This window comes from Muricoccus harenae, from assembly GCF_009848505.1.
GTDB lineage: Bacteria > Pseudomonadota > Alphaproteobacteria > Acetobacterales > Acetobacteraceae > Roseomonas > Roseomonas harenae.
In genome coordinates, this window is sequence record NZ_WWDL01000010.1 from 72,601 (window position 1) to 97,620 (window position 25,020).

Consider the following 25,020-nt stretch of genomic DNA (forward strand, 5'->3'; position numbering starts at 1 on the left):
ACACCGCTTGGTTCCACCCCGGGTCATCGCGGTCTAAAGGGGCGACATGGACGCCTTTCCCCGCCGCGCCGAAATCAACCGCGAAACCGCCGAAACCCGGATCCATCTCAGGCTGGACCTGGATGGGACCGGACGCGCCGAGATCGCGACCGGGATCGGCTTCCTGGACCACATGCTGACGGCGCTGGCGCGGCATTCGATGGTCGACCTCTCCGTGAAGGCGGAGGGCGACCTGCATATCGACTTCCATCACACGACCGAGGATGTCGGCATCGTGCTGGGGCAGGCGATCCGCAAGGCGCTGGCCGACAAGCGCGGCATCCGCCGCTATGGCCAGGCCTTGGTGCCCATGGACGAGGCGCTGGCGGAATGCGCGATCGATATCTCCGGGCGCCCCTTCCTCGTCTGGTCGGCCAGCTTCCCGCGCAACAAGGTGGGCGAGATGGATACCGAACTGTTCGAGGAGTTCTTCCGCGCGCTGGCGATGAATTCTGCGATGACGGTGCATCTGACGCAGCGCGCCGGGACCAACGCGCACCATATTGCCGAGGGGCTGTTCAAGGCCTTCGCCCGGGCGCTGCGGATGGCGGTGGAAGCCGATCCGCGGGCCGAGGGGACGATTCCCTCCACAAAGGGGATGTTGGAAGCCTGATGCGGGTCTTCACCATTCACGCGAAGGGTGGCGAGCGGCCGCGCACGCGGCTGGTGCGCGAGGGGTTCTCTTTCTGGGCCTTCCTGTTCGGTCCGCTCTGGCTGCTGTGGCACGGCTTGTGGCTGGCGCTGCTGGGCTATCTCGTGGCGGCGGTGGCGATCGCCTTCATCCCGGACCCATGGGAAGGCTTCGCGGGGCTCGCGCTGCAGCTGCTGTTCGGCTTCCACGCGCGGGACCTGGAGCGCTGGACGCTCCGGCGGCGCGGCTTCGCGCCCGAGGGCGTGGTGGCCGCGCGGGACGAGGACGAGGCGGTGTTGCGGGCGGTGCGGGCACGGCCCTGGCTCGCCCGGGGAGTGGCGGCGTGAAGCTTGCGGTGGTTGATTCCGGATCGGGGAACCTTGCCTCCGTGCGACGTGCCTTCGAGCGCGCGGCGCGGGAGGAAGGCGTGGCTCTGGACCTTTCGGTGACCACGGATGCGGCGGATGTGCTGGCGGCGGATCGCGTCGTGTTGCCGGGGCAGGGGGCCTTCGCAGCCTGCACGCGGGGGCTGGAGATGCTGCCCGGGATGCGGGAGGCGCTGCAGGAGGCGGTGATCGCGCGCGGGCGGCCGTTCCTTGGCATCTGCGTCGGCATGCAGATGATGGCGGAGCGCGGGCTGGAGCATGGGGTGACCCCCGGGCTCGGCTGGATCGCGGGCGAGATCGCGCCGATGGACCCGCGCGACCCGGCCGGGGCCGAGCTGCCGCTGCCGCAAATGGGCTGGAACGCGCTGGAGCCGCATGGCGCGCATCCGCTGCTGGCCGGACTGCCGGACGGGGCGCATGCGTATTTCGTGCATTCCTATGCCCTGCGTGGCGGAAAGCGGGACGAGCTGCTGGCGAGCACGGCCTATGGCGGCGATGTCGCGGCCGTGGTCGGGCGGGACAATTTGGCGGGCACGCAGTTCCATGCCGAGAAGTCGGGCCCGGTGGGGCTGCGGATCCTGCGCAACTTCCTACGTTGGGCGCCATGAGCCAGGTCGCGCATTCCCTGTCCGTCGAGCGCGTGGATTCGCTCGAGGACGCCGACATGGCGGATCTGTGCGAGGCCACGGATGCGGCCATCATCGAGGGCGGCGGCTTCGGTTGGCTGGCGCCGCAGGGCCGCGAGGCGCTGAAGCGCCATTTCCGCGGCGTGATGCTGGTGCCGGAGCGCGAGCTGTTCGTGGCGCGGCTGGATGGGCACCCGGTGGGATCCGCGCAGCTGGTGCGTCCCGCGCGGAACAACGAGGCGCAGGCCTGGTCCGCGCATCTGACCCACGCCTATATCGCCCCCTATGCGCGCGGCCATGGGTTGGCGCGGATGATGGTGCGGCGGGTGGAGGAGCGGGCGTCGGCGCTGGGGCACCGGGTGCTGAACCTGGATGTGCGCGAGACGCAGCGGACCGCCATCGCGCTGTTCGAGGGGCTGGGCTATGTGCGCTGGGGCACGCATCCGGCCTATGCGCGGATCGACGGGCGCACCGTCGCCGGGCATCACTACTACAAGACGCTGGAGCCGGTGCGGGGCCGCCCGACCGAGGCGCTGTTCCCGCAGGACAACTGATGGACTTCATTCCCTATCCCGCCATCGACCTGAAGGGCGGGCAGGTCGTGCGCCTCAAGCGCGGCGACATGGCCCAGGCGACGGTCTATGGCGACCCGGCCACCCAGGCGCGGGCCTTCGACCAGGCGGGCTTTCCCTGGCTGCATGTGGTGGACCTGGACGGTGCCTTCGCCGGCAAGCCGGCCAATGTGGAGGCGGTGCGGGCCATCCTGGGCGCCACGACGCGGCCTGTGCAGCTCGGCGGCGGCATCCGCGACATGGCGACCGTGGAGGGCTGGCTGGAGGCGGGGATCGCGCGGGTGATCCTGGGATCGGCGGCGGCGAAGGACCCGGATTTCGCGCGGGCGGCCTGCCGGGCCCATCCGGGACGGGTGGCGATCGGGATCGACGCCCGGGACGGCTTCGTGGCGACCGAAGGCTGGGCCGAGACGGGTACTCTGACGGCGCTGGATCTGGGGCTGATGCTGGAGGATGCCGGGGCGGCCGCCATCATCCACACGGATATCGACCGGGACGGGATGCTGGGCGGGGTCAATGTGGCGGCGACGGCAGCCCTGGCCGAACGCCTCACCACCCCGGTGATCGCCAGCGGTGGCGTGGCCGGGCGCGCGGATCTGGACGCGTTGCGGGCAACGGGCACGATCGCGGGGGTGATCATCGGCCGGGCGCTGTATGACGGACGGCTGACGGCGGCGGATGCGCTGGGAGGCCCGGCTTCCTGATCCCAGGCCGGTTGGGGGGGGCGCCATGGATGCCGTTGAGCTGAATCGAGCGAATCTCTCCCGCCTAGCACCGCCTGTCCGCCTGCCGCGCTACGATCCCGCCCAGGTCAGGGCCGGGATGGTGCATCTCGGGCTCGGGGCGTTTCACCGGGCCCATCTGGCCCGCTACACGCATGACTTGATGGAACGGCAGCCCCAGGCACTGGGCTGGGGAATCGCCGGCGCCGGGCTGCTGCCCGGCGATCTGCGGATGCGCGAAAGCCTCGCTCCCCAGGACGGGCTCTACACGCTGGTCGAGCGCGGCGGGACAGATGAGACCGTCTCGGTCATCGGCTCGCTCGCGGAGGTGATCTTCGCCGGGGCATCGAGTGATGCGCTGCTCGCGCGGATGGATGACCCGGCGATCCGCATCGTCAGCCTGACCGTCAGCGAGAATGGCTATTGCCTCAACCCGGCGACGCGGCAACTCGACCCCGATCATCCGATGATCCGCGCCGACCTGGCGGAGCCGGCGCGGCCGCGCAGTGCGGTGGGTGTCATCGTCGAGGCCTATCGGCGGCGCATGCTGGCTGGACAGAGCGCCTTCACCGCCATGTCCTGCGACAACATCCAGAACAACGGGGATGTGCTGCGCGAGGCGGTGCTGGCGCTGGCCGGGCTGCGGGACGCGCGGCTGGCCGGGTGGATCGCCGCCCACGGCGCCTTTCCCGACACGATGGTGGACCGGATCACCCCAGCGACCCGGCCCGACCACATCGAACACCTGGCGCAACGCTACGGCATCCGGGATCGCTGGCCGGTCGTCTCGGAGAGCTTCACGCAATGGGTGATCGAGGATTCCTTCGCCGCCGGGCGGCCGGATTGGGAGGAGGTCGGCGCCCAGGTCGTGCCGGATGTCGCCCCCTATGAGATGATGAAGCTGCGGCTGCTGAATGGGAGCCATCTGGCGGTCACGGCGCTCGGACGGCTGATGGGCCACCGCTTCGTGCATGAGGCGATGGGGGATGCGCGGTTGCGGGCCTATATGGCGGCGCTGATGGACCGCGAGACGGAGCCGACCCTGCCGCCCGTGCCGGGCGTCGACCTCGCCGGCTACAAGCGCACGCTGATCGCGCGCTTCGCTAATCCGTCCATCGAGGACACGGTGGAGCGGGTCAACACGGATGCGCCGATCAACCTGCTCGTCATGCCGATCGGGGCGTGCCTGGCGATGGGCGTGGAGGTCGAGCTTCTCGCTCTCGCGCTTGCGGCCTGGATGCGGCGCATCCGGGGTGTCGATGAGAGCGGCGCGGCCATCGAGATCCGCCATCCGCTTGCATCCTTGCTGCAGCGGAAGGCCGCGGAGGGTGGGGCGGATCCCATGCCGCTGCTCTCGATTGAATCGCTGTTCGGAACGCTCGGCCAGGATGAGCGCCTGGTGCGGCCGCTGCGGCGGTGGCTTGCGTCGCTCTACGAGATCGGCAGCGCCGGGACGCTGGAGCGGGCGGCGCGGGAGTTGCGGTTCGGGGCCTGATCGCGGCCGGGCGGGATGGATCCCCGCCCGGCGACACGGCTCAGTTGCGGTTGGTGCGCTCGAAGTTCCGCAGCACCTGGTTGCCGCGGGTGTTCATGCTGGCGAGCGCCTGTTCCGGCGTCACCTGGCCCTGGAAGGCCCGCTCCATCTCCTCCTGGATGATGTTGCGGATCTCGATGAAGCCGCCGAGGCGGATGCCGCGGCTGTTCGGGGTGGGATCGCCGCCGCGCAGCATCTGCTCAATGGGGACATCCGCCCCGGTATTGCGGGCGTAGTAGTTCTGCGAGCGGCTCAGCTCATAGGCGGCGCGGGTGACGGGGACATAGCCCGTGTCCTGGTGCCATTTGGCCATGACGGGCGGGCTGGTGATGTAGCGGAAGAACTCGGCTACGCCGCGCCATTCCTCGGCGCTGCGGGTGGCGTTCGGGCCGCGATTCATCGACCAGAGCGCGGCGCCGCCGATGATGGAGTTGCGCGGCGCGGTGCCCTCGTAGAAGGGCAGCATCGCGGCGCCCCACTGGAAGCGCGCCTCCCGTTCGATGCGGCCGCGCAGGCCGGAGGAGCCGAAGGCGATGGCGCATTCGCCCGAGGGGAAGAGCGGATCGCCCGCCGCGTCGCGCCCGCCATAGCGGAACAGGCCTTCCTTCTGCCAGTTCACCAGGTTGGTCATGTGCCGGACCATCAGCGGGTTGGTCAGGTTCAGCTCGGCATTCAGCCCCTCGAAGCCGTTGGAGCGGCTGGCGAGCGGCACGTCATGGATGGCGAGCAGCTGCTCCACCATGACCCAACTCGGCCAGGAGGTGCCGATCGGGCAGGCGATGCCGGCCGCCTTCAGCTTGCGCGCCGCTTCCTCCACGCCCTGCCAGGTGGCGGAGAAGGCGTTGGGGTCGAGGCCTGCGCGCTGGAACATGTCCTTGTTGTAGAAGGCGATGGCGGTGCTGCTGTTGAAGGGCAGGGCCATCATCTTGCCGTCGGCGGAGCTGTAGTAGCCGGCGACGGGGCCGATGAAGTCGCGCGTGTCGATGGCGACGCCGCTTTCGGCGATGATCTCATGCAGCGGCTTCACCGCGCGCCCGGCGGACATCATCGTGCCCGTGCCCACCTCGAACATCTGGACGATGTGCGGCGCGGTGCTGGCGCGGAAGGCGGCGATGGCGGCCACGACCGTCTCGGGGTAGCTGCCGCGGAAGGACGGCACGACCTTGTACTTCGCCTGGCTGGCGTTGAAGTCGGCCACGATCTGCTCAAGCTGACCGCCGGCGGGCGGGCCGAGACCGTGCCAGAACTGGATCTCGATCGGCTGTCCGGCGGGAGCGGCTGCCGGCGCTTGGGCGCGGGCTGGCGGCCAGCCGGAGACAAGGGCGGCCAGGGCCAAGGCGCTGGCCGCGAGAATGCGTCGCCACATGGATTCGAACCTCCCTGCATCTCCGGACCGCCTGCACGGCGCAGCCCGCTGTTTCCGCGAGCCTAGTGGCATACGGGAGCGTTGTGGAAGGACGCACATGATCCGGCGGAAGCCGGTGCTAGCCCGATACCAGATCCCGCAGGCAGCCCGCCTCGGTCCGGCGTTCCGTGCCGCTGGCGCGGGCCGCGGCCCAGGCGACGCGGGCGATGTTGCGCTCGCGGTAAAGGACGACGTCGAGAGCGCAGCTGGGGCCCTGGTAGAGCCAGATTTCCGCATCGCCTTCGGGGCGGCGGCGGGTGGGCCGGCCGAGGGTGGCAAGGACGCGGTCGGGGGACTGGCCGATGAGGGCGGCGACGCTGCCCGGAGCGACGCGGCCCGAGGGGCGGCTCGCGACCGGGGTAGCGCGGGGCGGCGGTGTGGCGCCGAGGCCGGCGAGATTGGCGCGGTGGCTTTCCAGCACCTCCTCGAGCACCTCGCTGGCGGCATGGTCGGGGCCGGCCGCGCAGGCGGGGAGAAGAAGGGTGACGGCGAGCGCCAGGACTGGTGCGAGGCCGCGGGGGATCGCGCGGCGCATCGATGGGCGCCTCCCCGGAAAGCCCGCTGGAAGGCTCCCTGAAAGGCAGGTGCTGCGGCGGGTTTCGCGGGGCGCGATCATCGCCGGCCTTGGTTGGTGGGTGGTTGCGGGTGCGGGGCCGCGCACCCCGGGATGTCCCGGGGGCGCGTTCCGCAGGGGTCAGCGCGTCAGGAGCGCGGGGCGGCCAGGTTGGGCGTCGCGTATTGCGGCGCCTGGCTGGGCTGCGGGGCGGCGGCGGGGACGCCCGGGGGGGCCGCCGAGGCCTGGGCCTCGGTAAGCATCTCCATGCGGCCGGAAAGCTGGCCGCCATCCTCGACCGACAGGCGGCGGGTGCGGGCGACGCCGAGCACGCGGCCAGTGGCGCGGATGATGAGCGAGCCGCGAGCGGTGATGGTGCCGTCGAACACGCCGGCGATCTCGGCGTCCTCGACCTGGACCTCGCCCTTGAAGACGCCGGAATGGGTGATCTGCAGCTCGGTGGCCTGGATCATCTGGCTCTCGACCGTGCCGTCCACGACCAGGCGCTCGGCATCGGTGACGGTGCCCTGGAGGGAGATGCCCTTGCCGACGACGAGGGTGCGGCGCTCCGCGGTGGAGGCGGCCGGGCGGCCGGCGGCTGCGGCGGAGGCCGGGCGGGGCGGCATGGTCACGCCGGGGGCGCCCTGGGGCGCGGTGGGCTTGGGCGGCAGGCTCATGGCGGTGTCCTTGGAGGCTTGGCCCGGGGCGGGGCGGAACGGGGGCACGGCCAAGTCGGGATCGCGCATGACCGGCACGGTGGCGGGCTCGGCGACCTCGGTGGGCCCTTGGTCGGCTGGGCGGCGGCGGAAGACGGACATGGAAATTTCCCCCTGCGCGAAAGGCGGTCTTGGCATGGCATGGCACGGCCCGCCGGGACGCGGGTTCCGCGGGCCTTCCCGGGCAGCGATCGGATGCGGGGAGGATCCCTGCCCCGCATCTGCCGCAGCGGGGCTATCACGGGCGGGAGACAGGGCACAACGGCCCGATCGAAAGTTCGGGTGTATAATCGGAGTTCCGTGATGCCGGGCGGCTTCCGGCCACGCCGCCGCATGGTATGGCGGCGGCCATTCGGGGCGCTGTCCCCCGGCCTTGGGCCGGGGGACGGCGCCCCTCGGACAGGGCCGCAGGGCCCGGCGGCATGGGAAGACGGGCATGGCGGATCGGCAGGCGGCGCTGGATATCCTGGGTATCGGCAATGCCATCGTGGATGTGGTGGCCTCGGCCACCGAGGCGATGCTGGCGGAATGGGGCATGGCAAAGGGCGGCATGACCCTGATCGACACGGCCCGGGCCGAGGCGATCCATGCCGCGATTGGTGCCAGCGTGCAGACGGGCGGTGGCTCGGCGGCGAATACCTGCGCGGTGGCGGCATCGCTTGGCGCGAAGGTGGGGTATCTCGGCAAGGTGGCCGACGACGCCCCCGGCAAGGCCTTCGCGGAGGACCTGAAGGCGCTGGGGATCCATTTTCCGACCAAGCCGCTGAAGGGAGGCGACCCCACGGCGCGATGCCTGATCCTGGTGACGCCGGATGGGCAGCGGACAATGAACACCTATCTCGGCGCCTGCGTGACCTTCGGCGAGGCGGATGTGGACCAGGCGGCGGTGGAATCTGCCTCGGTCACCTATCTGGAGGGCTATCTGTTCGATCCGCCGGCGGCGCAGGCGGCGTTCCGCAAGGCATCCCTGATCGCGCATGCCGCGGGGCGCCGGGTGGCGCTGACCCTCTCCGACAGTTTCTGCGTCGGGCGGCACCGGACCGCCTTCCTCGATTTCATCGTGAAGAACAGCGACATCGTCTTCGCCAATGAGGCCGAGGCGCTGTCCCTGTTCCAGGTGAATGACGTGGAGGAGGCGACGCGGGCCTTTACGGCCACGGGCAAGCTGGTTGCGCTGACGCGGAGCGAGAAGGGTAGCCGGATTATCGTCCCGAATGCCGGGCAGGGCGCGCAGGTGATCGAGGTGCCGGCGGTGCCGACCACGGTGATCGACACGACCGGGGCGGGCGACGCCTATGCCGCCGGCTTCCTGGCGGCCCATGCGCGCGGGCTGCCGCTGGCCGAGTGCGGCCGCTGGGGGAGCGTGGCGGCGAGCGAGGCGATCTCCCATTTCGGGGCTCGGCCGCAGGCCGATCTGCGGGTGCTGGTCGGCGCGTGAGTTCACCGCGGCAGGTATTCGGAGCGGAGGCTTCCGGCGTCGCGGGGGGCGTGGCTTCCTGGGTGGTGCTCGTCCCGTTCGCGGCTTGCATCGCCGCGCTCGTCGCATTCGCGGAGAGTCATCCGACCGGTGCCGACGCCTGGGGCTACATGTTCTACGCGTTCCGCTTTCGGATGCACGGGCTGTTGCATGATTTCGGGACCGTGCGGACCTATGGCTATCCGCTCTTCCTGACGCTCCTCACCTATCTTTCCGGCTTCGGCAACGACCGGCTGGTGGTTGCCGCCGCCGTGGTCCAGGCCGTCCTCTACGCGGGCGCTGCTTTTTGGCTTTCGGCCCGGCTGCGGGTGCTTGGCAAGCCGTGGCCCTGGGCGGCGCTGATCGGCACCCTGTTGAGCCCGATGGCGCTCGTCCTGGTGTCGGATGCGCTGACGGATGGCCTTTCCCTTATCCTTTTCGTCTCGCTCTCGGCCTTGGCGTTGCAGCTGAGCGGCCCCTATGCCCGTTGGCGGACCGAGGGCTCGATGCTCGCGGGGGCCGTCATCGTGGCCTATGCGCTAATGGTGCGGCCTGCAAACCTGCCGGTCCTGGCCGCTTGGCATCTCGCCATCCTCATCGGGGTTGGCCTGGCGCCGCAGTGGCGGGCCGTGCGGGGGCGCCTCGCCCTGGTCGCAGTCCTGTCCTTCCTGGCCGCCGGCGCGGCGATCTGGGGGCCGCAGGCTCTCTATGCCCTGCGTAATTATGGCCAGGCGAGCATCCTGCCGCTGTGCCAGCTCGGAGGGCTGCAGACGGCATTCGGCATCATTGCCTGGAAGTACGACACGCTGATCGCGAACCGGGAGGCTCTTCCCTGGTTTCATTTGAACCCACTGTTCTCCGGCCCGATCAGCGCGGATGGCGGCTGGCGGTGGTACCTGGAGAATCCCGGCCAAGGGCTGGCGACCCTCCTGGCGCATGTGTTCATGAGCTTTAGCGCGGACACGCCCTTCGTCTACATCCGCGACCTCCACCCATCCTACGGCCCCGTCTTCCGGGCGGTAACCTGGCTGCTGTGCATTCTCGGGCTGGTCCGGACCGGGGCCTTCGCGCTCCTCCTGTGGCGGAGCCGGGCGGCGCGCCTGGAAGCGCTGCCCCGCATCCTGCCCCTGGCATTCCTCCTGCTGGCCTGTCTGGGCATCACGGCGCTGAACAGCATCGCGGCCGTCGAGAGCCGCTTCAATGTGATCCCGATCACTGTGCTTTCGGTGATCGCGCTGGCCTACCTCATCCGGTTCTTCCGGCGGGAGGTCTCGCCCGGGCGGGGGGCTGTGTCGGGCGTTCTGGGGACGACGCTTCTCTGCATCGGCCTGTCCTACGCGGCCGATCGCCTCGGGAGTGCCGAGTACCAGTCGCGGGCTCAGCTCATCCCGGGCCAGAAGGGGGACCGCTGCGCCGTCACGCGAGAGCCTCTGGGCTGGCCGGATCTGATCCGCCGGCATGAGGTGGAGATGGCGGCCCGGCGCTGAAGAATCTGGCGGGGGCGGTCACTTCATCTGCTCCAGGAGCGGGATCGCCGAGGCGGACCGGGACTGGCTTTGCTTGCCTGTGCCGGAAGCCGATCCGCCTGCCGCGCGTTCCGGCCCCGACATAGGAGAAGACCATGATCCGCTCGACCACCCTGTCCGCCGCCCTGACCGCTATCCTGCTTGCGGGGCCGGCCTGGGCCCAGGGGCAGGCCTCGGATGACCCGGCTGTGCGAGAGATGCAGCGCGAGCGCAACAATCCCGCGGCCACCCCCTATGTGCCGGCGCAGAACCGGAATGCCGCGGCGGCCGATGCCGCCCAGGTGGAAACCGCGAGGGCATTGTTGTCCGAGGCGCGGGCCTTCCTCATCCGCCGTAACACGGGGCCTGCCATCGAGGCGATGGAGCGGGCGGAGACGCGGTTGCTGACGAATTCGGTGGTCGCCAGCGAGGCGAGCCGCCCGCAGGGCAGTGCGGCGCTGAGCCAGCTCGCCTCGGCCCGCCGGCTGGCGAGGCAACGGGACACGCGCGCGGCCTTGAACGCGCTGGATCAGGCGGAGGCGGCGCTGCCAGCCTCGCCGAGCGGCCCAGGCGCGCGGCCTCTGCCGCCGGGGGTGCCCACCGGCGTGGATGCCCAGCCGCCGGTGCCGCCCTCTGCTCAACCGCAGCGGCCGTTGCGGCAGGGGCCGCGCCCGGCGGTGCCGCCGGGGCCAGGCATGCCAGCCGAGCGGCTGCCGCCGCGGGGGTAGAGGGGGGCTTTTGCGCCCGTTTCGCTGCCCCGCTTCCTTTGCATGGGCGGAACGGGCGGGGGGCATCGCGGAAACCCTCGCAATCCGGTGTGCGGCGCGCTATGTGTGCGCCGCAACACGCCGGACCGCCGAAGAGAAGCCCCGCCGCCCCACAAGGCCGCGGGGTCTTCATGGATGGAACTTCGGGCGAAGGCCGCTTCCCCGCCGGGGATGTGAAACTGGCGCGATCGGCCCTGCAGGGGCCGGCATCGCGCGTGGCGCCGGGGCGGCCCCGGTGCCGGACGAAGGATACCGCGCGATGACGCAGAACATCCGCAACGTGGCGATCATCGCCCACGTTGACCATGGCAAGACGACGCTTGTGGACAACCTGCTGAAGCAGGCCGGCGCCTTCCGCGCCAACCAGCAGGTGGCCGAGCGCGCCATGGACCGTAATGACCTGGAGCGGGAGCGTGGCATCACGATCCTGGCCAAGTCGACGGCCGTGGAGTGGAAGGGCACCAAGATCAACATCGTGGACACGCCAGGCCACGCCGACTTCGGCGGCGAGGTCGAGCGCATCCTATCCATGGTGGACGGCGCAATCGTGCTCTGCGACGCGGCCGAGGGGCCGCTGCCGCAGACCAAGTTCGTGCTGACCAAGGCGTTGGCCCGCGGGCTGAAGCCGATCGTGGTCATCAACAAGGTGGACCGCCAGGACGCGCGGGCCGATGAGGTGCTGAACGAGGTGTTCGACCTGTTCGCGGCGCTGGGTGCCAGCGACGAGCAGCTCGACTTCCACACCATGTTCGCCTCGGGCCGCCAGGGCTGGGCCGATCTGACGATGGATGGGCCCCGCAAGGACCTGTCGCCGATGTTCGACCTGATCCTGAGCCATGTGCCGGAGCCGACGGTCGATCCGGCCGCGCCCTTCGCGATGAACGCCTCGATTCTTGAGGCGGACCCGTTCCTGGGCCGCATCCTGACGGGCCGCATCGAGCAGGGCATCGCCCGCACCAACATGCCGGTGCGCGTGCTGCGCCAGGATGGCTCGGTTGTCGAGACGGGCCGCCTGACGAAGCTGATGACCTTCTCGGGTCTGGATCGCGTGCCGGTGGATGAGGTGCAGGCGGGCGACATCTGCGCCATTGCCGGCCTGTCCGACGCGACGATCCCGGACACCATCGCCTCCCCCGAGGTGACAGAGCCGCTGCCGGCCATTCCGGTCGACCCGCCCACGCTTTCCATGACCTTCCGCATCAATGATGGCCCGCTGGGCGGTCGCGAGGGCAAGAAGGTCACGTCGCGCCAGATCCGCGATCGCCTGATGAAGGAAACGGAGGGCAACGTCGCCATCCGCGTGAAGGTCAGCGAGGAGGTGGATGCCTTCGAGGTGGCCGGCCGTGGCGAGCTGCAGCTTGGCGTGCTGATCGAGCAGATGCGCCGCGAGGGTTTCGAGCTGACGATCGGCCGGCCGCGAGTGCTGACGCAGGTGAACCCGGAGACGGGCGAGCGCGAAGAGCCCTTCGAGGAGGCGCTGATCGACGTGGACGAGGCCTATTCGGGCGTCGTCGTCGAGAAGATGGCCCAGCGGAAGGGTATGATGCAGGACATGCGGCCTTCGGGCGGCGGCAAGGTCCGGCTGACCTTCCACATCCCGTCACGCGGCCTGATCGGCTATCACGGCGAGTTCATGACGGACACGCGCGGCACCGGCATGATGAATCGGCTGTTCCTGGGCTATCAGCCCTGGGCTGGCGCGATCGAGGGGCGCGTGAAGGGGAGCCTGATCTCCAACTCGGACGGCGAGGCGGTGCAGTACTCCTTGTTTGCCCTGCAGGAGCGCGGCGCGCTCTTCGTGGATCCGGGCGTGAAGGTTTATGTCGGCATGATCCTCGGCGAGCATTCGCGCGAGAACGACCTCGACGTGAACCCGATCAAGGAGAAGAAGCTCACCAACATCCGTGCCGCCGGCAAGGATGAGGCGCTTCTGCTGGTTCCGCCCCGGAAGATGAGCCTGGAGCAGGCCATCGCCTATATCGAGGAGGACGAACTGGTGGAGGTGACGCCGACGGCGATCCGCCTGCGCAAGCGCTACCTCGATCCGCATGAGCGCAAGAAGCACGCCCGCCGCGCGGAGAGCGAGGCGGCGTGATCTGAAAGGGCGGTTCCGGGGAGACCCGGGACCGCCCTTTTTCTTGGCTGTAGTGTTCTAAAAAATGATTATTGTCCCTTCATGCAAGGCGGTTTGCGTGTTTTTCCCGCGACGTGGTTTCGTGTCCGGTTTATAGATGGGCGGCGAGGCGACGGCGCGGACACGCCGGAAGGGTCGATGGCCCGTGCCGCCTGTGGTTTGGGGAGTTTCGGGCATGTCCGCTCGCGTTGCGCGTTTGGCTCCGACCGTCCTGGCTGACCGGTGCGAGGCCGATTCGCGCCTGCATGGGAGTGTTGCGGTCCGCTTGGCCGGGGCCGTCGCCCTCGGGCTGGTGCTGGCCGCGGTTCCGGCTGGGGCGCAGGTGCCGTTCGGATCCGGCATGGCCCAGCCGGATAGCGATGCAGGGACGGTTCGCGCCGGCAGCCGCGGCTTCGGCATCCTGCTGGACCAGGCGAATTACTGGAGCACGCGGGGACGGCCGGAGCTGGCGCAGCAGGCACTCGAGCGCCTGCTCATGTTGGAGCCGAACAATCCGGACGTGCTGGCGACCGCGGCGGAGGTGGCCGCGCAGAATGGCGACCGGCAGAATGCCGAGGCCTATCTGACGCGGCTGAACCAGACCGCGCCCCATAGCGACGCCGCCTTCCGCGCCTCCGCGGCGCTACGGGCGATGGTGGTGAACCAGGCGGTGCTGGCCGAGGCGCGACGCCTCAACCAGACCGGCCAGCGGCAGGCCGCGATGCAGCGCTACCGCGAGCTGTTCCCCGACGGAGAGGTACCGCCGATCTTCGCCGTCGAGTACTACCAGACGCTGGCGGGCTCTTCGGAGGAGCATTTCGAGCTGGCCCGGCAGGGGCTCGCGAAGGTGCTGGAGCGCTCGCCGGAGAACGGCACGCTGCAGCTCGCCTATGCGCAGCTGCTTTCCTACAACGAGATCTACCGGCTGGAGGGCATCCAGCGCTTGCGGCAGCTTTCTGACGTGCCGGCGATCGGGCCGGCAGCGCGGGCGGCCTGGCGGCAGGCGCTGCTCTGGCTGCCGACCGATCCCGAGACGGCCGATGCCATCGCGGCCTATTTCAGCTCTAACCCCGCCGATCCCGAGCTGCAGGCCAAGTATGACGAGGCCAAGGCGACGCTTATCCCGCAATGGGTGACGGATCGCCTGGCTGGCTGGGAAGCCGTCTCGGCCTCCCGCCTGGCGGATGCGGAGCGCAGCTTCACCTCGGCGCTCGCCGGCGACCCGAGCGATGCGGAATCGGCCATTGGCATGGCGATCGTGCGGAAGATGCAGCAGCGCTTCCCGGAGGCACGCGAGTACTTCAACAAGGCCGTGGAACTGGCGCCCTTCCGCCGCGACGAGTTCGCCGAGAAGACGGGTGACTTGAACGGCTTCGCGGCCCCGGCCCCTGGCGTGGCCACGCGAGGCGGGCGCGGCGGCCAGGCAGGACCACCGAGCAATTCGGCGCAGGCATGGCAGAATCTGAGCCGCGGCGGGCTGGGCCGTGCCGACTCCTTCGCGCGCCGAGCCTTGCGCGGGAATGCCGAGGAGCGGCTCCAGGGCGAGATCGTGCTGGGGATGGTGGCGCTGCGGCGGAACGACTTCTCCACTGCCGAGACGCGCTTCCGCACCGCGCTTTCCATCCGGCGGAACCTGCCGGCGGCGCAGGCAGGGCTTTACGAGGCCCTGCAGCGCCAGGGGCGGTTCCCCGATGCAGACCGCTTCCTGGCAGATACGGGCTTCCGGCCACCCGCGGGCTCGCAATCCTTCCGGGCCGCGGCCCTGCGGCAGGAGGCGCAGCAGACGCGCGATCCCGCCGCCCGCCTCGGCCTGTTGCGCGACGCGTTGGCAGCCGATCCGAACAATCCATGGGCGGCCTTCGACCTAGCCCGCGCGCTGAAGGAGCGCGGGCAGGTGGATGAGGCGCGGCGCGTGGAGCAGAGCCTGGCGGCGCGCAATGCGCCGGACGCGCTCTTCGCCTCGGCCCTGCTCGCCAATGCGGATGGGCGGCTGGGCGAGACGGTCTCGAGGCTGGAGGCCATTCCACCCCGGGCGCGCACTCAGGACGGGAACCAGCTGCTGGAGCAGAACCGGCGTGAGCTGGAGGTGCGGCAGCTGGAGCGCTCGGCGCAGGGGAACCCGCGTTCGGCGGCGGCGCAGCGGCTGATCGCGCTTGCCGCGCGACCGGATCCGACAGGCGCGACGGCAGCGAATGTCATCCGGGTGTTCAACCGGCTACGGCAGCCCGGCAATGCCGATGCGGCGGCGCGAGCGGCCAATCCCGGCAGCCCCTCCACCCCGCCGGCGGCGCGGGTGGCGATCGCGGGTGCGCTGCTGGAGGGTGGCCGGGTGGCCGAGGCCGAGGCACTGGCCGCGAGCGTGGCGCGCGACCCGCGTCTGACCGGCGAGTCCCGGCAGCAGGTGGCCAATCTCCGCGCCAGCTCCGCCGCCAGCGAGGCCGAGCGACTGACCGACCGGGGTGACCGGCGCGCGGCAATGAACCGGCTGGCGCCGGCGCTGAACGAGGCGCCGCAGAACCCCGCGCTGCAACTCTCGCTGGCGCGGGTCTATGCGGGCTCTGGCCGGGCGGAGGAAGCTTCGCAGATTGTGGAACCGATCCTTGCGCGCAGCCCGGACAACATCCAGGCCCGCGCCGTGGCAGGCGAGGCGGCGGTCGCGCGGCGGGCGCTGGGCCGGGCGGAGGAGATCCTGCGCGAAGGTCGGGCCCGTAAGGCGGATGAACTGCAAATGGCCTTGCTGGAGGCACGGATCGCGCGCGCGGCGGGCGACCAGTTCCGCGCCCGCGAGGCGTTGGGGGAGGCGGCGCGGCTGCGCGCGAGCCAGCTTCGCGCCAGCAGCCAGTGATCGGGGTGGACCGGCGCGCCTGACCTGCCGGTCCGGTCATAAAGAAAGGCGCCGGAGGCCATGCCTCCGGCGCCTTCTTCGCATGCGTCCCTCGGACGGTCAGTTCCGCCAGCGGGCCGTGGTATCGCGGGTGAAGAAGGCGGTCAGGGTGCGGCCGTCTGGCTGCATCAGCCAAATGCTGTACATGCCGCCGGCCTCGAGACCCTGGAGTGGGAAGATCGGCGCGGCCTGGCCGCCGGTGCATTCCGCGCGGAGTTCAGCGGTGACCGGGTTCACGCTGCGGGCCTTGGCGGCGTTGGAGGCCACGCCCTCGAGCACGGCCGGGCCGCTGGGGGCGAGGGAGACGGAGGCGGCGGGGCAGTTAGCGGCGTTGTAGAAGCTTAGCCGCGAACGCGCCCGGTTGAAGTCGGCCTCGTCCACGATCGGGGTGGCGGCGATGCCGCCATCGCCCTGCGGCTGCAACAGGATGGTATTGAAGCTGCCCGGGCGCATGTTCAGCGCCACGCGGCCGGTACGGCGCCCGGCGGTTGCTTCGACCGAGAACTCCTGGTTACCGCCGACGCGCTGGGCGACGTGATAGACGCTGATCCGCTCCTCCGGCTTCGTGCCGAGGCGCTGCGCCGGCAGGAAGGAGGGGCGCAGCGCCAGCTCCTCACCCAGGGTGTTGACGAAGCGGATATAGGCGGAGTCCGGCGGCGGCTGCGGATCGTAGATCTGCGCCTGGCCGGGCGGTGTCTGGGCCATGGCCGCCAGCGGGGCCAGGCCGAGGAAGGCGGCGAGCGCGCCGCGCAGGCTACGGGCGGGCATCACGCCGCCACCGCCCGGCGCAGGTCGGCCAGGAATTTCTCGGGTGCCATGGCGTTCTGGCCCCAGCCGCTGCTGCTAGGCAGGCCGGGGAAGTCCACCTCCAGATGCGTCCAGGCGATCACCTTCGGGCGCTGTTGCTTGAAGCCCGCGCTGGCCACGTATTGCAGCATAGTTGCATAGGGTCCCACGTTGTTCGGCTTCCAAAACAGCGATACCGGGCGGCTGAGCTGGTTCGAGAGGATGGGCTGGAAGAGGTATCTCGGCTCCATGTAGCTGTTGCCGACCACAGTGACGTCCGTGGTGTCATCGGCGATCAGCGCGGCCTGACCGCCGGCCTGGACGACTTCGCGGACCTGGTAGGGCTCGGGGCCATAGCTGGCGCGCTGGGCCTCAGGCAGGTTGCGCACGAGGTCGCCGCGCGGATGCATCTTGTTGGACAGCGTGGAGACCTGGGTTCCCGGGCGGGTGCTGCTCGGCACGGTCGGGCCAATGGCCTTGGCCACCTCCACGGCGGCCAGCTCCGCGCCCATCGGGGTCCAATGCGTGTCGGACTTGAAAAAGAGTTGGACGCCGGCGGCCCTGGCCCGGAAGGCGGCATCCAGGTCCGGCAGGATGGCGCCGGGGCGACGCAGGTCGTTCATGATGCCGGCGTAGCGGCGGTCCGCCTCGGCCGAGACGCGTATCTCGGCGGGAAGATACTGGCGGTAGATCCGGGCCTTGGAGGGGATCAGGGTGATCGCCGTGCCGATGCCCGCGGCCTTGAGGATGTCGATGGCCTGAGCGATCACCTGGGAGGTCTGGCGAACGAGGTTGCTATCGACATCCCAGACCTTATCCCAGACGGGGAAGAGCCAGCCTTCCTTGCCGATCACGGCGAGCCCGGCGGTCTGCGCTTCGGCTTGCCGCGGGACGGCCCCAAGCCCAGCGGTGGCCAAGCCGGTGGAGCCCAGGGCGCCCAGCAGGCTGCGCCGGCTGGTGCCGGTGGCCGCTCGATCGGTGTTGGCACTCATCGCAAACCTCTTCGCAGGATGGGTAGGGCGCGTCGTCGCCACGCTGGCCTGCCCCGGATCGGGATGGGGGAGCGGCCGCTCAGGCCAGAGCCTGGCGGATGCCGGAGAGGAACTCGTCCACCGAGAGGGCATTGTTCGGGAAGGCCCGGCCATCGGAGGGAAGCAGGCTGAGATCCTGCTCGATGATGTTCCAGACCAGCAGCTTCGGCTTCTGCTTGCGGAAGTTGTTGCCCTTCACGGCGTTCAGCAGGGTGCGGTAGGGGCCCGTCAGATGGACCTCCCAGTGGAGCGCCACAGGGCGGTTCAGGCGGTTCGAAAGCATCGGGCCGAGGTTGTACTTCGGTTGCGCGAAGCTGTTGCCGACGACAACGACATCTGCGTCGTCATCCTCAACCAGGGCGTTGCGACCGCGCACCGGGGCGGGCTTGCGGATGAGGAAGGCCTCCTGCTGGTACTTCGAGCGCTCGGGCCCAGGCAGCAGGTTCAGCAGGTCGTTCTCGGAGCCGGGGATCTGGGCGCGTTCCAGTAGCTCCGTGCCGCGGGCGCGGCTGGCGGGGAACTGCATCCGCTGGGCGATCTGAGCGGCGAGGTCGGTGGCCGCCAGTTCCGCCCCGATCGGCGTCCAATGCGTATCGTTGCGGAAGAACAGCGCCTCGTTCGGCGTGCTGCGGCGGTGGGCGAGGAACAGCTGCAAGACGTCCGGCACAATTGCGCTGCTCGTGCGGAGTTGCTGCACCGCGAGGGCGTAGCGCCGCTCGCTTTCGGCGTTGAAGCGCCAGTCATCGGGGAGGAAGTCCGCATAGATGCGGGCCTTCGCCGGGGTGAGAAGCACCGCGCATTCGATGCCGCGCGCCCGGAACAGCGCGACGGCATCGTTCATGATCCTGGTGACCTGCCCGATACGGGCGGTCTGGGCCTGCCGGGGGTCGTCATAGACCAGGAAGAGCCAGCCTTCCTTTCCGACGACGACACCATTCGTGATGGTCACCGCATCGGCGGGGCGGGCGCCGAGAGCACCCAGGCCGAGTCCCATTCCAGCCAGCAGCGCGTTGCGGCGTGTGAGATCAATGCACTTCATTGTGCGGGTTCGTCCTGCTGAGCCATCTCAATCACCAATTGGATAGCACTTTTTTGATACGTCTCACAATTGCGTTGCTGGCTGGGTGGTGGGTTGTGAAGCGGTGTTGCGCGCGTGCCGCTTTCCCGCTCCGACGACGCCGCGCCGAGGCTAGGCAGGCCAGTTGCAGGCGAAGGTTCAGGCGGCCGCGAATTGCAGCCGGGCGAGGCGGGCGTAGAGGCCTTCCGCCGCCACGAGGGTGTCGTGGCTGCCCTCCGCCACCACCCGCCCGGCCTCAAGCACGATAATGCGGTTGGCGCGGCGGACGGTGGCGAGGCGGTGGGCGATGACGAGCACGGCACGGCCGCGGGCGAGGCGGGCAAGGGCGGCCTGGACCGCGGCCTCGCTTTCGGCGTCGAGCGCGCTGGTGGCTTCGTCGAGCAGCAGCAGGGGCGGGTCGCGCAGCACGGCGCGGGCGATTGCGATGCGCTGGCGCTGGCCGCCGGAGAGGCGGACGCCCTTCTCGCCGAGGAAGGTGGCGTAGCCCTGGGGCAGGGCTTCGATGAAGCCGGAAGCGTCGGCGGCCTCGGCGGCGGCGCGGATCTCGGCATCGGTGGCGTCGGGGCGGCCGTAGCGGATGTTGTCTCGCACATCGGCGCCGAAGATCACCGGGTCCTGCGGGACGAGGCCGATGCGGGCGCGGATGGCGGCGGGCTCGGCCTGGCGGAGATCGATGCCGTCCAGGGTGACGCGGCCGGAATCGGGATCGCGAAAGCGGAGGGCGAGTTGGAAGAGGGTGGACTTGCCGGCGCCGGAGGGCCCGACGAGGGCAACCGTCTCGCCCGGCTCCACGGCGAGGGTGACGCCGTCGAGCGCCGGCTGCCCGGGACGGCTGGGGTAGCGGAGATGGACATCCTTGAAGGCGAGGCGGCCCAAGGGGCGCAGCGGGGCGGGGGTAGGAAGTGGGCCAGGGAGCGGGACCGGGCGTTCAGGTGGTCGGATCGCGGGCACGGTGGCGAGGAACTCGCCCACGCGCTCGGCGGCGCCCGCGGCGCGCTGCACCTCGCTCCAAAGCTCCGAGAGGGAGGTGACGGAGGTGGCGGTGAGAATGGCGTAGAAGACGAAGGCGGAGAGTTCCCCGCCGGTGAGATTTCCCGCCAGCACCTGCCGGCCGCCGACCCAGAGGCTGAGGGTGATGGCACCGAAGCCGAGGAGGATGATGCAGAGCATCAGCAGGGCGCGGACGCGGATGCGGGCGAGGGAGGCGGCGACGCTTTCCTCCGCGCGGGCGGAGAAGCGGTCGAGATCGGCTTCCTCATGCACATGGGCCTGGACCGTGGCCATGGCGTTCAGGGTTTCCTCTGCCTGGGCGCCGAGATCTGCGACGCGTTCCTGCGCGACGCGACTGAGGCGGCGTTCGCGCCGGCCGAAGGTGACGAGAGGGATGACGATCAGCGGCGTGACGGCCACCACCAGCAAGGTGAGCTCGGGGCTGGTGACGAAGAGCATGGTGAGCGCGCCGAGGGCGGTGATGACGGCGCGCAGCCATTGCGACACGGCGGCGCCGACCAGGCCGCGGAGAATCTCGGTATCAGCGGTGAGCAGGGTGAGGACGTCGCCGGTGCGGTGCTGCTCGTAATGGCTGGGGGGCAGGGTCAGCGCATGGGCGAAGACCTTCCGGCGCAGGGCGGCGCCGATCCGCTCCCCGAGCCAGGAGACGAGATAGAAGCGGGTGGCGGTGCTGAGGGCGAGGAGAAGGATCAGCCCGGCCATCAGCAGGGCGTGGTGGTCGAGATTGGTGGTGGCGTGATGCGAGAAGCCGTCGTCGACGATCCGGCGCAGGCCCTGGCCGAGCAGAAGGATCATGCCGGCCGCCGTGCCCATGGCAAGCACGGCCCCCGCGACCCGCGCCAGATGAGGACGGAGCAGCGGCAGGACGATGCGGAGGGCGGGGAGGCGGCTCATGCGGCGTCTCCGGAGGTGGGTCCAGCCCCCGGGGTGAGATCGGCGAGGCGGATGGGGCGGAAGCCGCGCGGATCCACGCCCACGTCGAATTGCCGGGGAAGCGGCTTCAGCCGGCCGTGGGAATGGCCATGCAGGTTCCAGGCTCCCTTGGACTGCCGGTTCCAGCTTCGAAGTGGATAATGGAACAGGATGAGGAAACGGCCTTCGCGTTCGAGTTCGGCATAGGCCTGGCTGCTGGCCCAGCCGGCCAGGTCGCGGATGGCAGGCGGGTCGTTGTTGCCCCAGATCAGGTGCTTCCGGCCATGCAGGCCGGCGAGGAGGGCGGCGGGATCGGGGTGGCCGATGGCGAAGTCGCCGAGATGCCAGATTTCATCCTCCGGAGCGACGGCGGCATTCCAGGCGGCGGCGAGGGCGGCGTCCATGCCCGCCGTGGAGTCGAAAGGGCGGCGCATCAGGGCACGCAGGGCGCCATGGCCGAAATGCGTGTCGGCGGTGAACCAGCAGGCCAAGATTGTCGCGCCCATCAATGCTGCGTTCCGGCGCGTTTGCTCCCGGCTCCTGGCAGCCGGGGGCGAGATGGCGCGGAGCGCGGGCTCCCGCAAGGGAGGTGGGACAGGGTGGCGGCTTGACCGGAACCGGTGTGGCGCGAGGCGCCTGGTCTGAACCTACATCGCTTGAAGGAAGCCCGGCCCGCGCCAGCGCTTTCCATGGAGTACGCTGATGAGTCTTGTCCTGCGATGCACGCCCAAAGGGGTGCAGGGCTGGATTTCACGGGAAGCCGCCTCCATGCGTCGCTCTCGCTCACCTTAACGGCATGCCGATCGCGGAGACCGGTGCGGCACGGATCGTCGAGGTGGATGGCGTGACGTGGGCGGAGTTCAACTTCCGGGTCGATTCGCTCTGGCCGCTTCTCGGGCGCGGTGACCGGCTGCAGGTTTTACTCGACGGCTCAGCAGCGACCATGATTGGAAAAGCTGAATCTTCTCGCTGTTTGACGAGGTCCGCGCGGCGCTGACGGCCGAGTTCGGCTATCAGCTGATGGTCACCTACGGAACCTTGCTGGGCTGCGTGCGCGACGGCAGCTTCATCAAGCAGGCCAATGCCTTCGCAGCCGCGCATTTCCGCCGCTCCATCGGCCGGAGGTGCTGCGCCGCAAGCTGACCGACCGCTACGACATGCGGATCCTGCATCATGAGGAAGCCCACGGGCTCTCGGCCTGCAAGAAGGAGGATCCGCATCTCTGCCGGCTGATCGCGGCCCGGGGATAGGGGCGCGCGACGCGGCGCGTGCTACCGGCCGCGTCCGGAGCTCATGGGGCCACCCTCGGGACGCGAGCCATCCGGTGCGGTTCCATTCAGCCTGCCATCCGATGCTGCGCCCTCGCGGCTGCGTAGGGCCTGGCCTGCACGGCCGGTTGCCGGCGGGCTTTGCATGTTGCGCCAGCGCCCGGAGGCATCGCGCTCCTCGCCGCGGCGTGTCTCGAAGCTGCGGTCTGGCATGGGGGCACGGTCCCCCGCCGCTGCGCCGCGCGGGGTGAGAGGCAGGCCGTTGCCGGATGCGGCGCCTGATCCGCCTTCCCGCCCCGTTTCCAGACCCGATCCCCGCGCGGCATCCGCGGGGCCGGGCTCGCCCCCGTTCCTGAGGCCAGTCGCGGAGAGGGGAGCGCCGGGGCCGCCGCGCAATTCCACCACGCGCCGCCCGGCTGCGGCGGGGCCCATCCCGGCGCCGGCGGGAAGGGCGAGGCCGGGGCCGAGGAGCAGGCGGCGGCCATCGAAGCCGACCTGCGCCTCGAGCAGGACGCGGGTCGTGCCGAGATAGGCAGGCGGGTCGCGCATCAGCCGGTCGGGCTCGACGGAATCCGCGACGAGCGCGCCATCCTCCATCCGGCCCCGCGCGAGGACCGGGCCGGCGGGGGGAAGGGCAAGGCCGGGCACGGGGCGGAGGGGCAGGTCGCCAATCCAGGGGGCGCCGCCGCGGCGGGACAGGCTGCCGAAGATGGTGGTGGCACCGGCGGAGGGGCGCGGGTCGATTCTGGTGGCGGTGAGGCTGCCATCCGGCGCGCGGAGGCCGCTGACCATGACCTGCTCGCCCACCCGCCAGGCGCGGCCGGCCGGGAGGGCGGCGGTCGTGACGCGCTGGCCCGCGATCCGGAGGCCGGTTTCGTCCACGGCCTCGATCGGACCGGCGAGTTCGTGGCGCACGGCGATGCGGCGGGCGCGCAGCGCCTGTTCGGGCCCGAAGGCCTGGACCACCACCACCTGACCGACCCGCAGGGCCGCAGGGGTGGCGGGGCCATCGGCAAAGGCGACGGGCAGGGCCGGATTATAGGCGATGTGGAGGCCATTGACGCAGATGCTGGCGAAGCCGGTCACGACGCCGACAATGCCCGTCCCGCCAATGCCCCGTTCGCCATCCGCCGTGTCCGCGGCAGCCTGCGCCAAGGTGGTCGCGGGGGCGCCTGTGCCGCCGATGCCGCGTTCGCCCTCGGCGAGGATCAGGGGCGGGCCGCCATCGGGGCCGATCCGGCAGAGGCCGGGGGCCGGGCTGGCGGCAACGGGGGCGGGCCCGGGATCGGCGCTGCATGCCGCGAGCAGGGCAATGGCGGCCGGCAGCGGCGCGCATACCCCAGGGGGCAGGAGGCGGCGCATGGCGGTCAGCCGCCCGGCGCCGGCCGCGTCTCGTCCTCGGCATAGAGGTAGATGCCGAGGTTGACGCGCTTCGTCGGGGTTCCGGGCGCGGCCTCGCCTTCCTCGAGGAGGGAGAGGGCAAGGCGGTTCATTTCGAGCAAGAGGCGCTGCGCGCCTTCGCGGCTGGCGGCTTCGAGCTCTGCTGCGGCCTCGGGGGGCAGGCGGTCGTAATGCAGACTGCGGTCGAGGAAGGGCGGCGTGTCGGTGGCGGAGATGTTGGCCGCGGCGGCGGCGAGGTGGTCCCGCAGATTGCGCGCGAAGTAGAAGAGCTGGCCCTCGATGGCGCGGTTCGGAATGAAGGCGCAGGCATTGAGGCGCAGCCGGTCATCCGGGCCGATCGAGACGATGCCCTGGTCCAGCCAGCTGTCCAGCACGGTGCGGGGGCGGACATCCGTGGTGACGGAGGCGACCAGCGCGTCGAAGGAGGGTTCGCCTTCGGCTGCGCTGCGGGGCAGGGGTAGGGGCCGGCCCTCGGCATCGGCATAGCCGGGCAGTCCGAGCCAGCGGCCGACGACCTGGCTGCCAAGGGTGACCACGGGCGGGACCTGGTCCGGCTCGGAGGGCGTTTCGCGCAGGCGGCGCAATTCCTTCCGATGGACGCCGGTGAGAAGGCTGAGGCGGCTATCCGTGCGCGCGCGGGCATCCTCGGCCATCTCCGCGGCCACTTCTACATAGAGGCTGCGCAGCAAGTCGGCGCAGACGGGAAAGGTCAGGCCGGCGCGGATCAGCAGCCGCACCAGCGGGCGCAGGAGGCGCCGGAGCGGGCGGACGAGGGTTTCCGCCGCGGGGGGCGAGGGGAGGATGGGGGGCGACATCGGCTGGAGGACAGATAGCACCTCCGGCATGTGGGAAGAAGTCCCACAAACGATTGACGTGGGAAATTTTCCCACATACGGTTCAGGCATGCCCCGGCTGGGGCGCCATAGGGATCCACGCCACATGACCTTCCTCGCCCGCCGTCCCCTTCATTCCTCCTCGCCCTGGTCCGCCCGCCCCCCGGCTGAGCCCCAGGGGGAGGAGGAGGTTTCGATCGGCCTGCTGCGGCACCACACCAAGAATGCGCTGCAGCGGGTGCTCTGCGAGGTGGCGAAGGTGCGGGGCCTGCAGGAGACGCGCGACGGCCGGCGGGTGATGCAGGAGCTGGAACGGCGGGTGATGCTCAGCTCCGCCCTGTCCAACGCGCTGTTCGGGATCACCCAGGCGCCGGGTTCCATGGAGGACCGCCTGCGCTCGGTCTGCGAGGCGACGATGGAGCTGATGGAGGACCCTGACCAGGTGCTGCGGCTGGAGGTGGTGGTGGAGGGCGAATGCCCGGCGCCGCTGCGCACCACCGTGTTCCGTGCGGCGCATGAGATGGTGGGGAATGCCGTGAAGCATGGACTGCACGCGCGCCTGATGGGCCATGTCAACGTCCGGCTGGTGAGCGAGGCGGGTTGGACGCGGCTGGTCGTGGAGGATAACGGCTGGGGCTATGCCGGCGCGAGGGATGGCGGCGAGGGGCTGGGCCTGCTGCGGGCGCTTGCGGCGCTGCATGACGGCACGACCACGCTGCAGCGGATGCAGATGGGCAGCCAGGCCACGATGGAGCTGCTGCATGGGGTCCAGCCCGATTCGGTGGACTGAG

General features: G+C 70.4%; 24 protein-coding genes. 14 read left to right on the forward strand and 10 right to left on the reverse strand.

The genetic code is table 11. The features are described from left to right. The first annotated feature begins 46 nt into the window (after positions 1–46). From hisB to GSE44_RS09550, 6 genes are read left to right on the forward strand one after another with little or no spacing between them, the layout of a single operon-like run. Positions 47–652, forward strand: coding sequence for an imidazoleglycerol-phosphate dehydratase HisB (gene hisB, locus GSE44_RS09525; RefSeq protein WP_159348560.1), 606 nt, complete (start codon positions 47–49; stop codon positions 650–652). Beyond that, positions 652–1,017: a DUF2628 domain-containing protein gene (locus GSE44_RS25650; RefSeq protein WP_159348561.1), complete on the forward strand. Its 366-nt coding sequence runs from the start codon at positions 652–654 to the stop codon at positions 1,015–1,017. Before hisB ends, GSE44_RS25650 begins: the two co-directional genes overlap by 1 nt. Beyond that, positions 1,014–1,664, forward strand: a complete 651-nt coding sequence (gene hisH, locus GSE44_RS09535; protein ID WP_235924680.1) for an imidazole glycerol phosphate synthase subunit HisH — start codon at positions 1,014–1,016, stop codon at positions 1,662–1,664. The genes GSE44_RS25650 and hisH overlap by 4 nt, the downstream gene beginning before the upstream one ends. Beyond that, complete coding sequence (locus tag GSE44_RS09540) at positions 1,661–2,236, forward strand: GNAT family N-acetyltransferase (protein WP_159348563.1); 576 nt, start codon at positions 1,661–1,663, stop codon at positions 2,234–2,236. Before hisH ends, GSE44_RS09540 begins: the two co-directional genes overlap by 4 nt. Next, the gene (gene hisA, locus GSE44_RS09545; protein WP_159348564.1) at positions 2,236–2,958 is read left to right on the forward strand and encodes a 1-(5-phosphoribosyl)-5-[(5-phosphoribosylamino)methylideneamino]imidazole-4-carboxamide isomerase; all 723 of its coding nucleotides are present in this window, start codon (positions 2,236–2,238) and stop codon (positions 2,956–2,958) included. Before GSE44_RS09540 ends, hisA begins: the two co-directional genes overlap by 1 nt. A 25-nt stretch (positions 2,959–2,983) precedes the next feature. Next, positions 2,984–4,471, forward strand: a complete 1,488-nt coding sequence (locus GSE44_RS09550; protein WP_159348565.1) for a mannitol dehydrogenase family protein — start codon at positions 2,984–2,986, stop codon at positions 4,469–4,471. Positions 4,472–4,511: 40 nt separating this feature from the next. On the opposite strand, the gene ugpB is transcribed toward GSE44_RS09550, so the two are convergent. The 3 genes from ugpB to GSE44_RS09565 form a co-directional block, all read right to left on the reverse strand. Beyond that, positions 4,512–5,876, reverse strand: coding sequence for a sn-glycerol-3-phosphate ABC transporter substrate-binding protein UgpB (gene ugpB, locus GSE44_RS09555; RefSeq protein WP_159348566.1), 1,365 nt, complete (start codon positions 5,874–5,876; stop codon positions 4,512–4,514). Between the two features lie 118 nt (positions 5,877–5,994). Next, complete coding sequence (locus GSE44_RS09560) at positions 5,995–6,450, reverse strand: hypothetical protein (RefSeq protein WP_159348567.1); 456 nt, start codon at positions 6,448–6,450, stop codon at positions 5,995–5,997. Between the two features lie 167 nt (positions 6,451–6,617). After that, on the reverse strand, positions 6,618–7,286 hold the full coding sequence (locus GSE44_RS09565) for a bactofilin family protein (protein ID WP_328799063.1): 669 nt from the start codon (positions 7,284–7,286) through the stop codon (positions 6,618–6,620). A 334-nt stretch (positions 7,287–7,620) separates the two neighbouring features. Between GSE44_RS09565 and GSE44_RS09570 the strand changes: the two genes are divergently transcribed. The 5 genes from GSE44_RS09570 (at position 7,621) to GSE44_RS09590 (ending at position 15,870) form a co-directional block, all read left to right on the forward strand. Then, on the forward strand, positions 7,621–8,622 hold the full coding sequence (locus GSE44_RS09570; protein ID WP_159348568.1) for an adenosine kinase: 1,002 nt from the start codon (positions 7,621–7,623) through the stop codon (positions 8,620–8,622). 62 nt (positions 8,623–8,684) lie between these two features. Beyond that, complete coding sequence (locus GSE44_RS09575; RefSeq protein ID WP_159348569.1) at positions 8,685–10,127, forward strand: hypothetical protein; 1,443 nt, start codon at positions 8,685–8,687, stop codon at positions 10,125–10,127. A 134-nt stretch (positions 10,128–10,261) separates the two neighbouring features. Then, positions 10,262–10,873: a hypothetical protein gene (locus GSE44_RS09580; RefSeq protein WP_159348570.1), complete on the forward strand. Its 612-nt coding sequence runs from the start codon at positions 10,262–10,264 to the stop codon at positions 10,871–10,873. Between the two features lie 298 nt (positions 10,874–11,171). Further along, complete coding sequence (gene typA / locus GSE44_RS09585; protein WP_159348571.1) at positions 11,172–13,007, forward strand: translational GTPase TypA; 1,836 nt, start codon at positions 11,172–11,174, stop codon at positions 13,005–13,007. Between the two features lie 214 nt (positions 13,008–13,221). Next, positions 13,222–15,870 carry a tetratricopeptide repeat protein gene (locus tag GSE44_RS09590; RefSeq protein WP_159348572.1) on the forward strand — a complete coding sequence of 883 codons (2,649 nt, stop codon included), beginning with the start codon at positions 13,222–13,224 and terminating at the stop codon, positions 15,868–15,870. Positions 15,871–15,969: 99 nt separating this feature from the next. Here GSE44_RS09590 and GSE44_RS09595 read toward each other — a convergent pair whose 3' ends face one another. The 5 genes from GSE44_RS09595 to GSE44_RS09615 form a co-directional block, all read right to left on the reverse strand. Then, the gene (locus tag GSE44_RS09595; RefSeq protein ID WP_159348573.1) at positions 15,970–16,677 is read right to left on the reverse strand and encodes an alginate O-acetyltransferase AlgF; all 708 of its coding nucleotides are present in this window, start codon (positions 16,675–16,677) and stop codon (positions 15,970–15,972) included. Then, on the reverse strand, positions 16,677–17,687 hold the full coding sequence (locus GSE44_RS09600) for an alginate O-acetyltransferase AlgX-related protein (RefSeq protein ID WP_159348574.1): 1,011 nt from the start codon (positions 17,685–17,687) through the stop codon (positions 16,677–16,679). The genes GSE44_RS09595 and GSE44_RS09600 overlap by 1 nt, the downstream gene beginning before the upstream one ends. 79 nt (positions 17,688–17,766) lie before the next feature. Next, positions 17,767–18,765, reverse strand: a complete 999-nt coding sequence (locus GSE44_RS09605; RefSeq protein WP_159348575.1) for an alginate O-acetyltransferase AlgX-related protein — start codon at positions 18,763–18,765, stop codon at positions 17,767–17,769. A 177-nt stretch (positions 18,766–18,942) separates the two neighbouring features. After that, positions 18,943–20,709: an ABC transporter transmembrane domain-containing protein gene (locus GSE44_RS09610; RefSeq protein ID WP_201306001.1), complete on the reverse strand. Its 1,767-nt coding sequence runs from the start codon at positions 20,707–20,709 to the stop codon at positions 18,943–18,945. After that, positions 20,706–21,233, reverse strand: a complete 528-nt coding sequence (locus GSE44_RS09615; RefSeq protein ID WP_235924681.1) for a metallophosphoesterase family protein — start codon at positions 21,231–21,233, stop codon at positions 20,706–20,708. Before GSE44_RS09615 ends, GSE44_RS09610 begins: the two co-directional genes overlap by 4 nt. A 514-nt stretch (positions 21,234–21,747) precedes the next feature. Here GSE44_RS09615 and GSE44_RS26205 point away from each other — a divergent pair. Continuing rightward, entirely contained in the window at positions 21,748–21,870 is a 123-nt protein-coding gene (locus GSE44_RS26205; RefSeq protein ID WP_268893637.1) for a hypothetical protein, read from the forward strand. Next, a complete protein-coding gene (locus tag GSE44_RS26210) occupies positions 21,852–21,977 on the forward strand; it encodes a hypothetical protein (RefSeq protein ID WP_268893638.1) in 126 nt (41 codons plus the stop codon). The genes GSE44_RS26205 and GSE44_RS26210 overlap by 19 nt, the downstream gene beginning before the upstream one ends. Positions 21,978–21,998: 21 nt before the next feature. Here GSE44_RS26210 and GSE44_RS09620 read toward each other — a convergent pair whose 3' ends face one another. Both GSE44_RS09620 and GSE44_RS09625 read right to left on the reverse strand, forming a co-directional pair. After that, positions 21,999–23,357: a DUF5666 domain-containing protein gene (locus tag GSE44_RS09620; RefSeq protein WP_159348576.1), complete on the reverse strand. Its 1,359-nt coding sequence runs from the start codon at positions 23,355–23,357 to the stop codon at positions 21,999–22,001. Positions 23,358–23,362: 5 nt separating this feature from the next. Beyond that, a complete protein-coding gene (locus GSE44_RS09625; protein ID WP_235924682.1) occupies positions 23,363–24,241 on the reverse strand; it encodes a DUF6502 family protein in 879 nt (292 codons plus the stop codon). Between the two features lie 94 nt (positions 24,242–24,335). Between GSE44_RS09625 and GSE44_RS09630 the strand changes: the two genes are divergently transcribed. Further along, positions 24,336–25,019 (forward strand): sensor histidine kinase family protein, encoded by a 684-nt coding sequence (locus tag GSE44_RS09630; protein WP_159348577.1) that lies wholly within the window; start codon positions 24,336–24,338, stop codon positions 25,017–25,019. Position 25,020 lies beyond the last annotated feature (1 nt).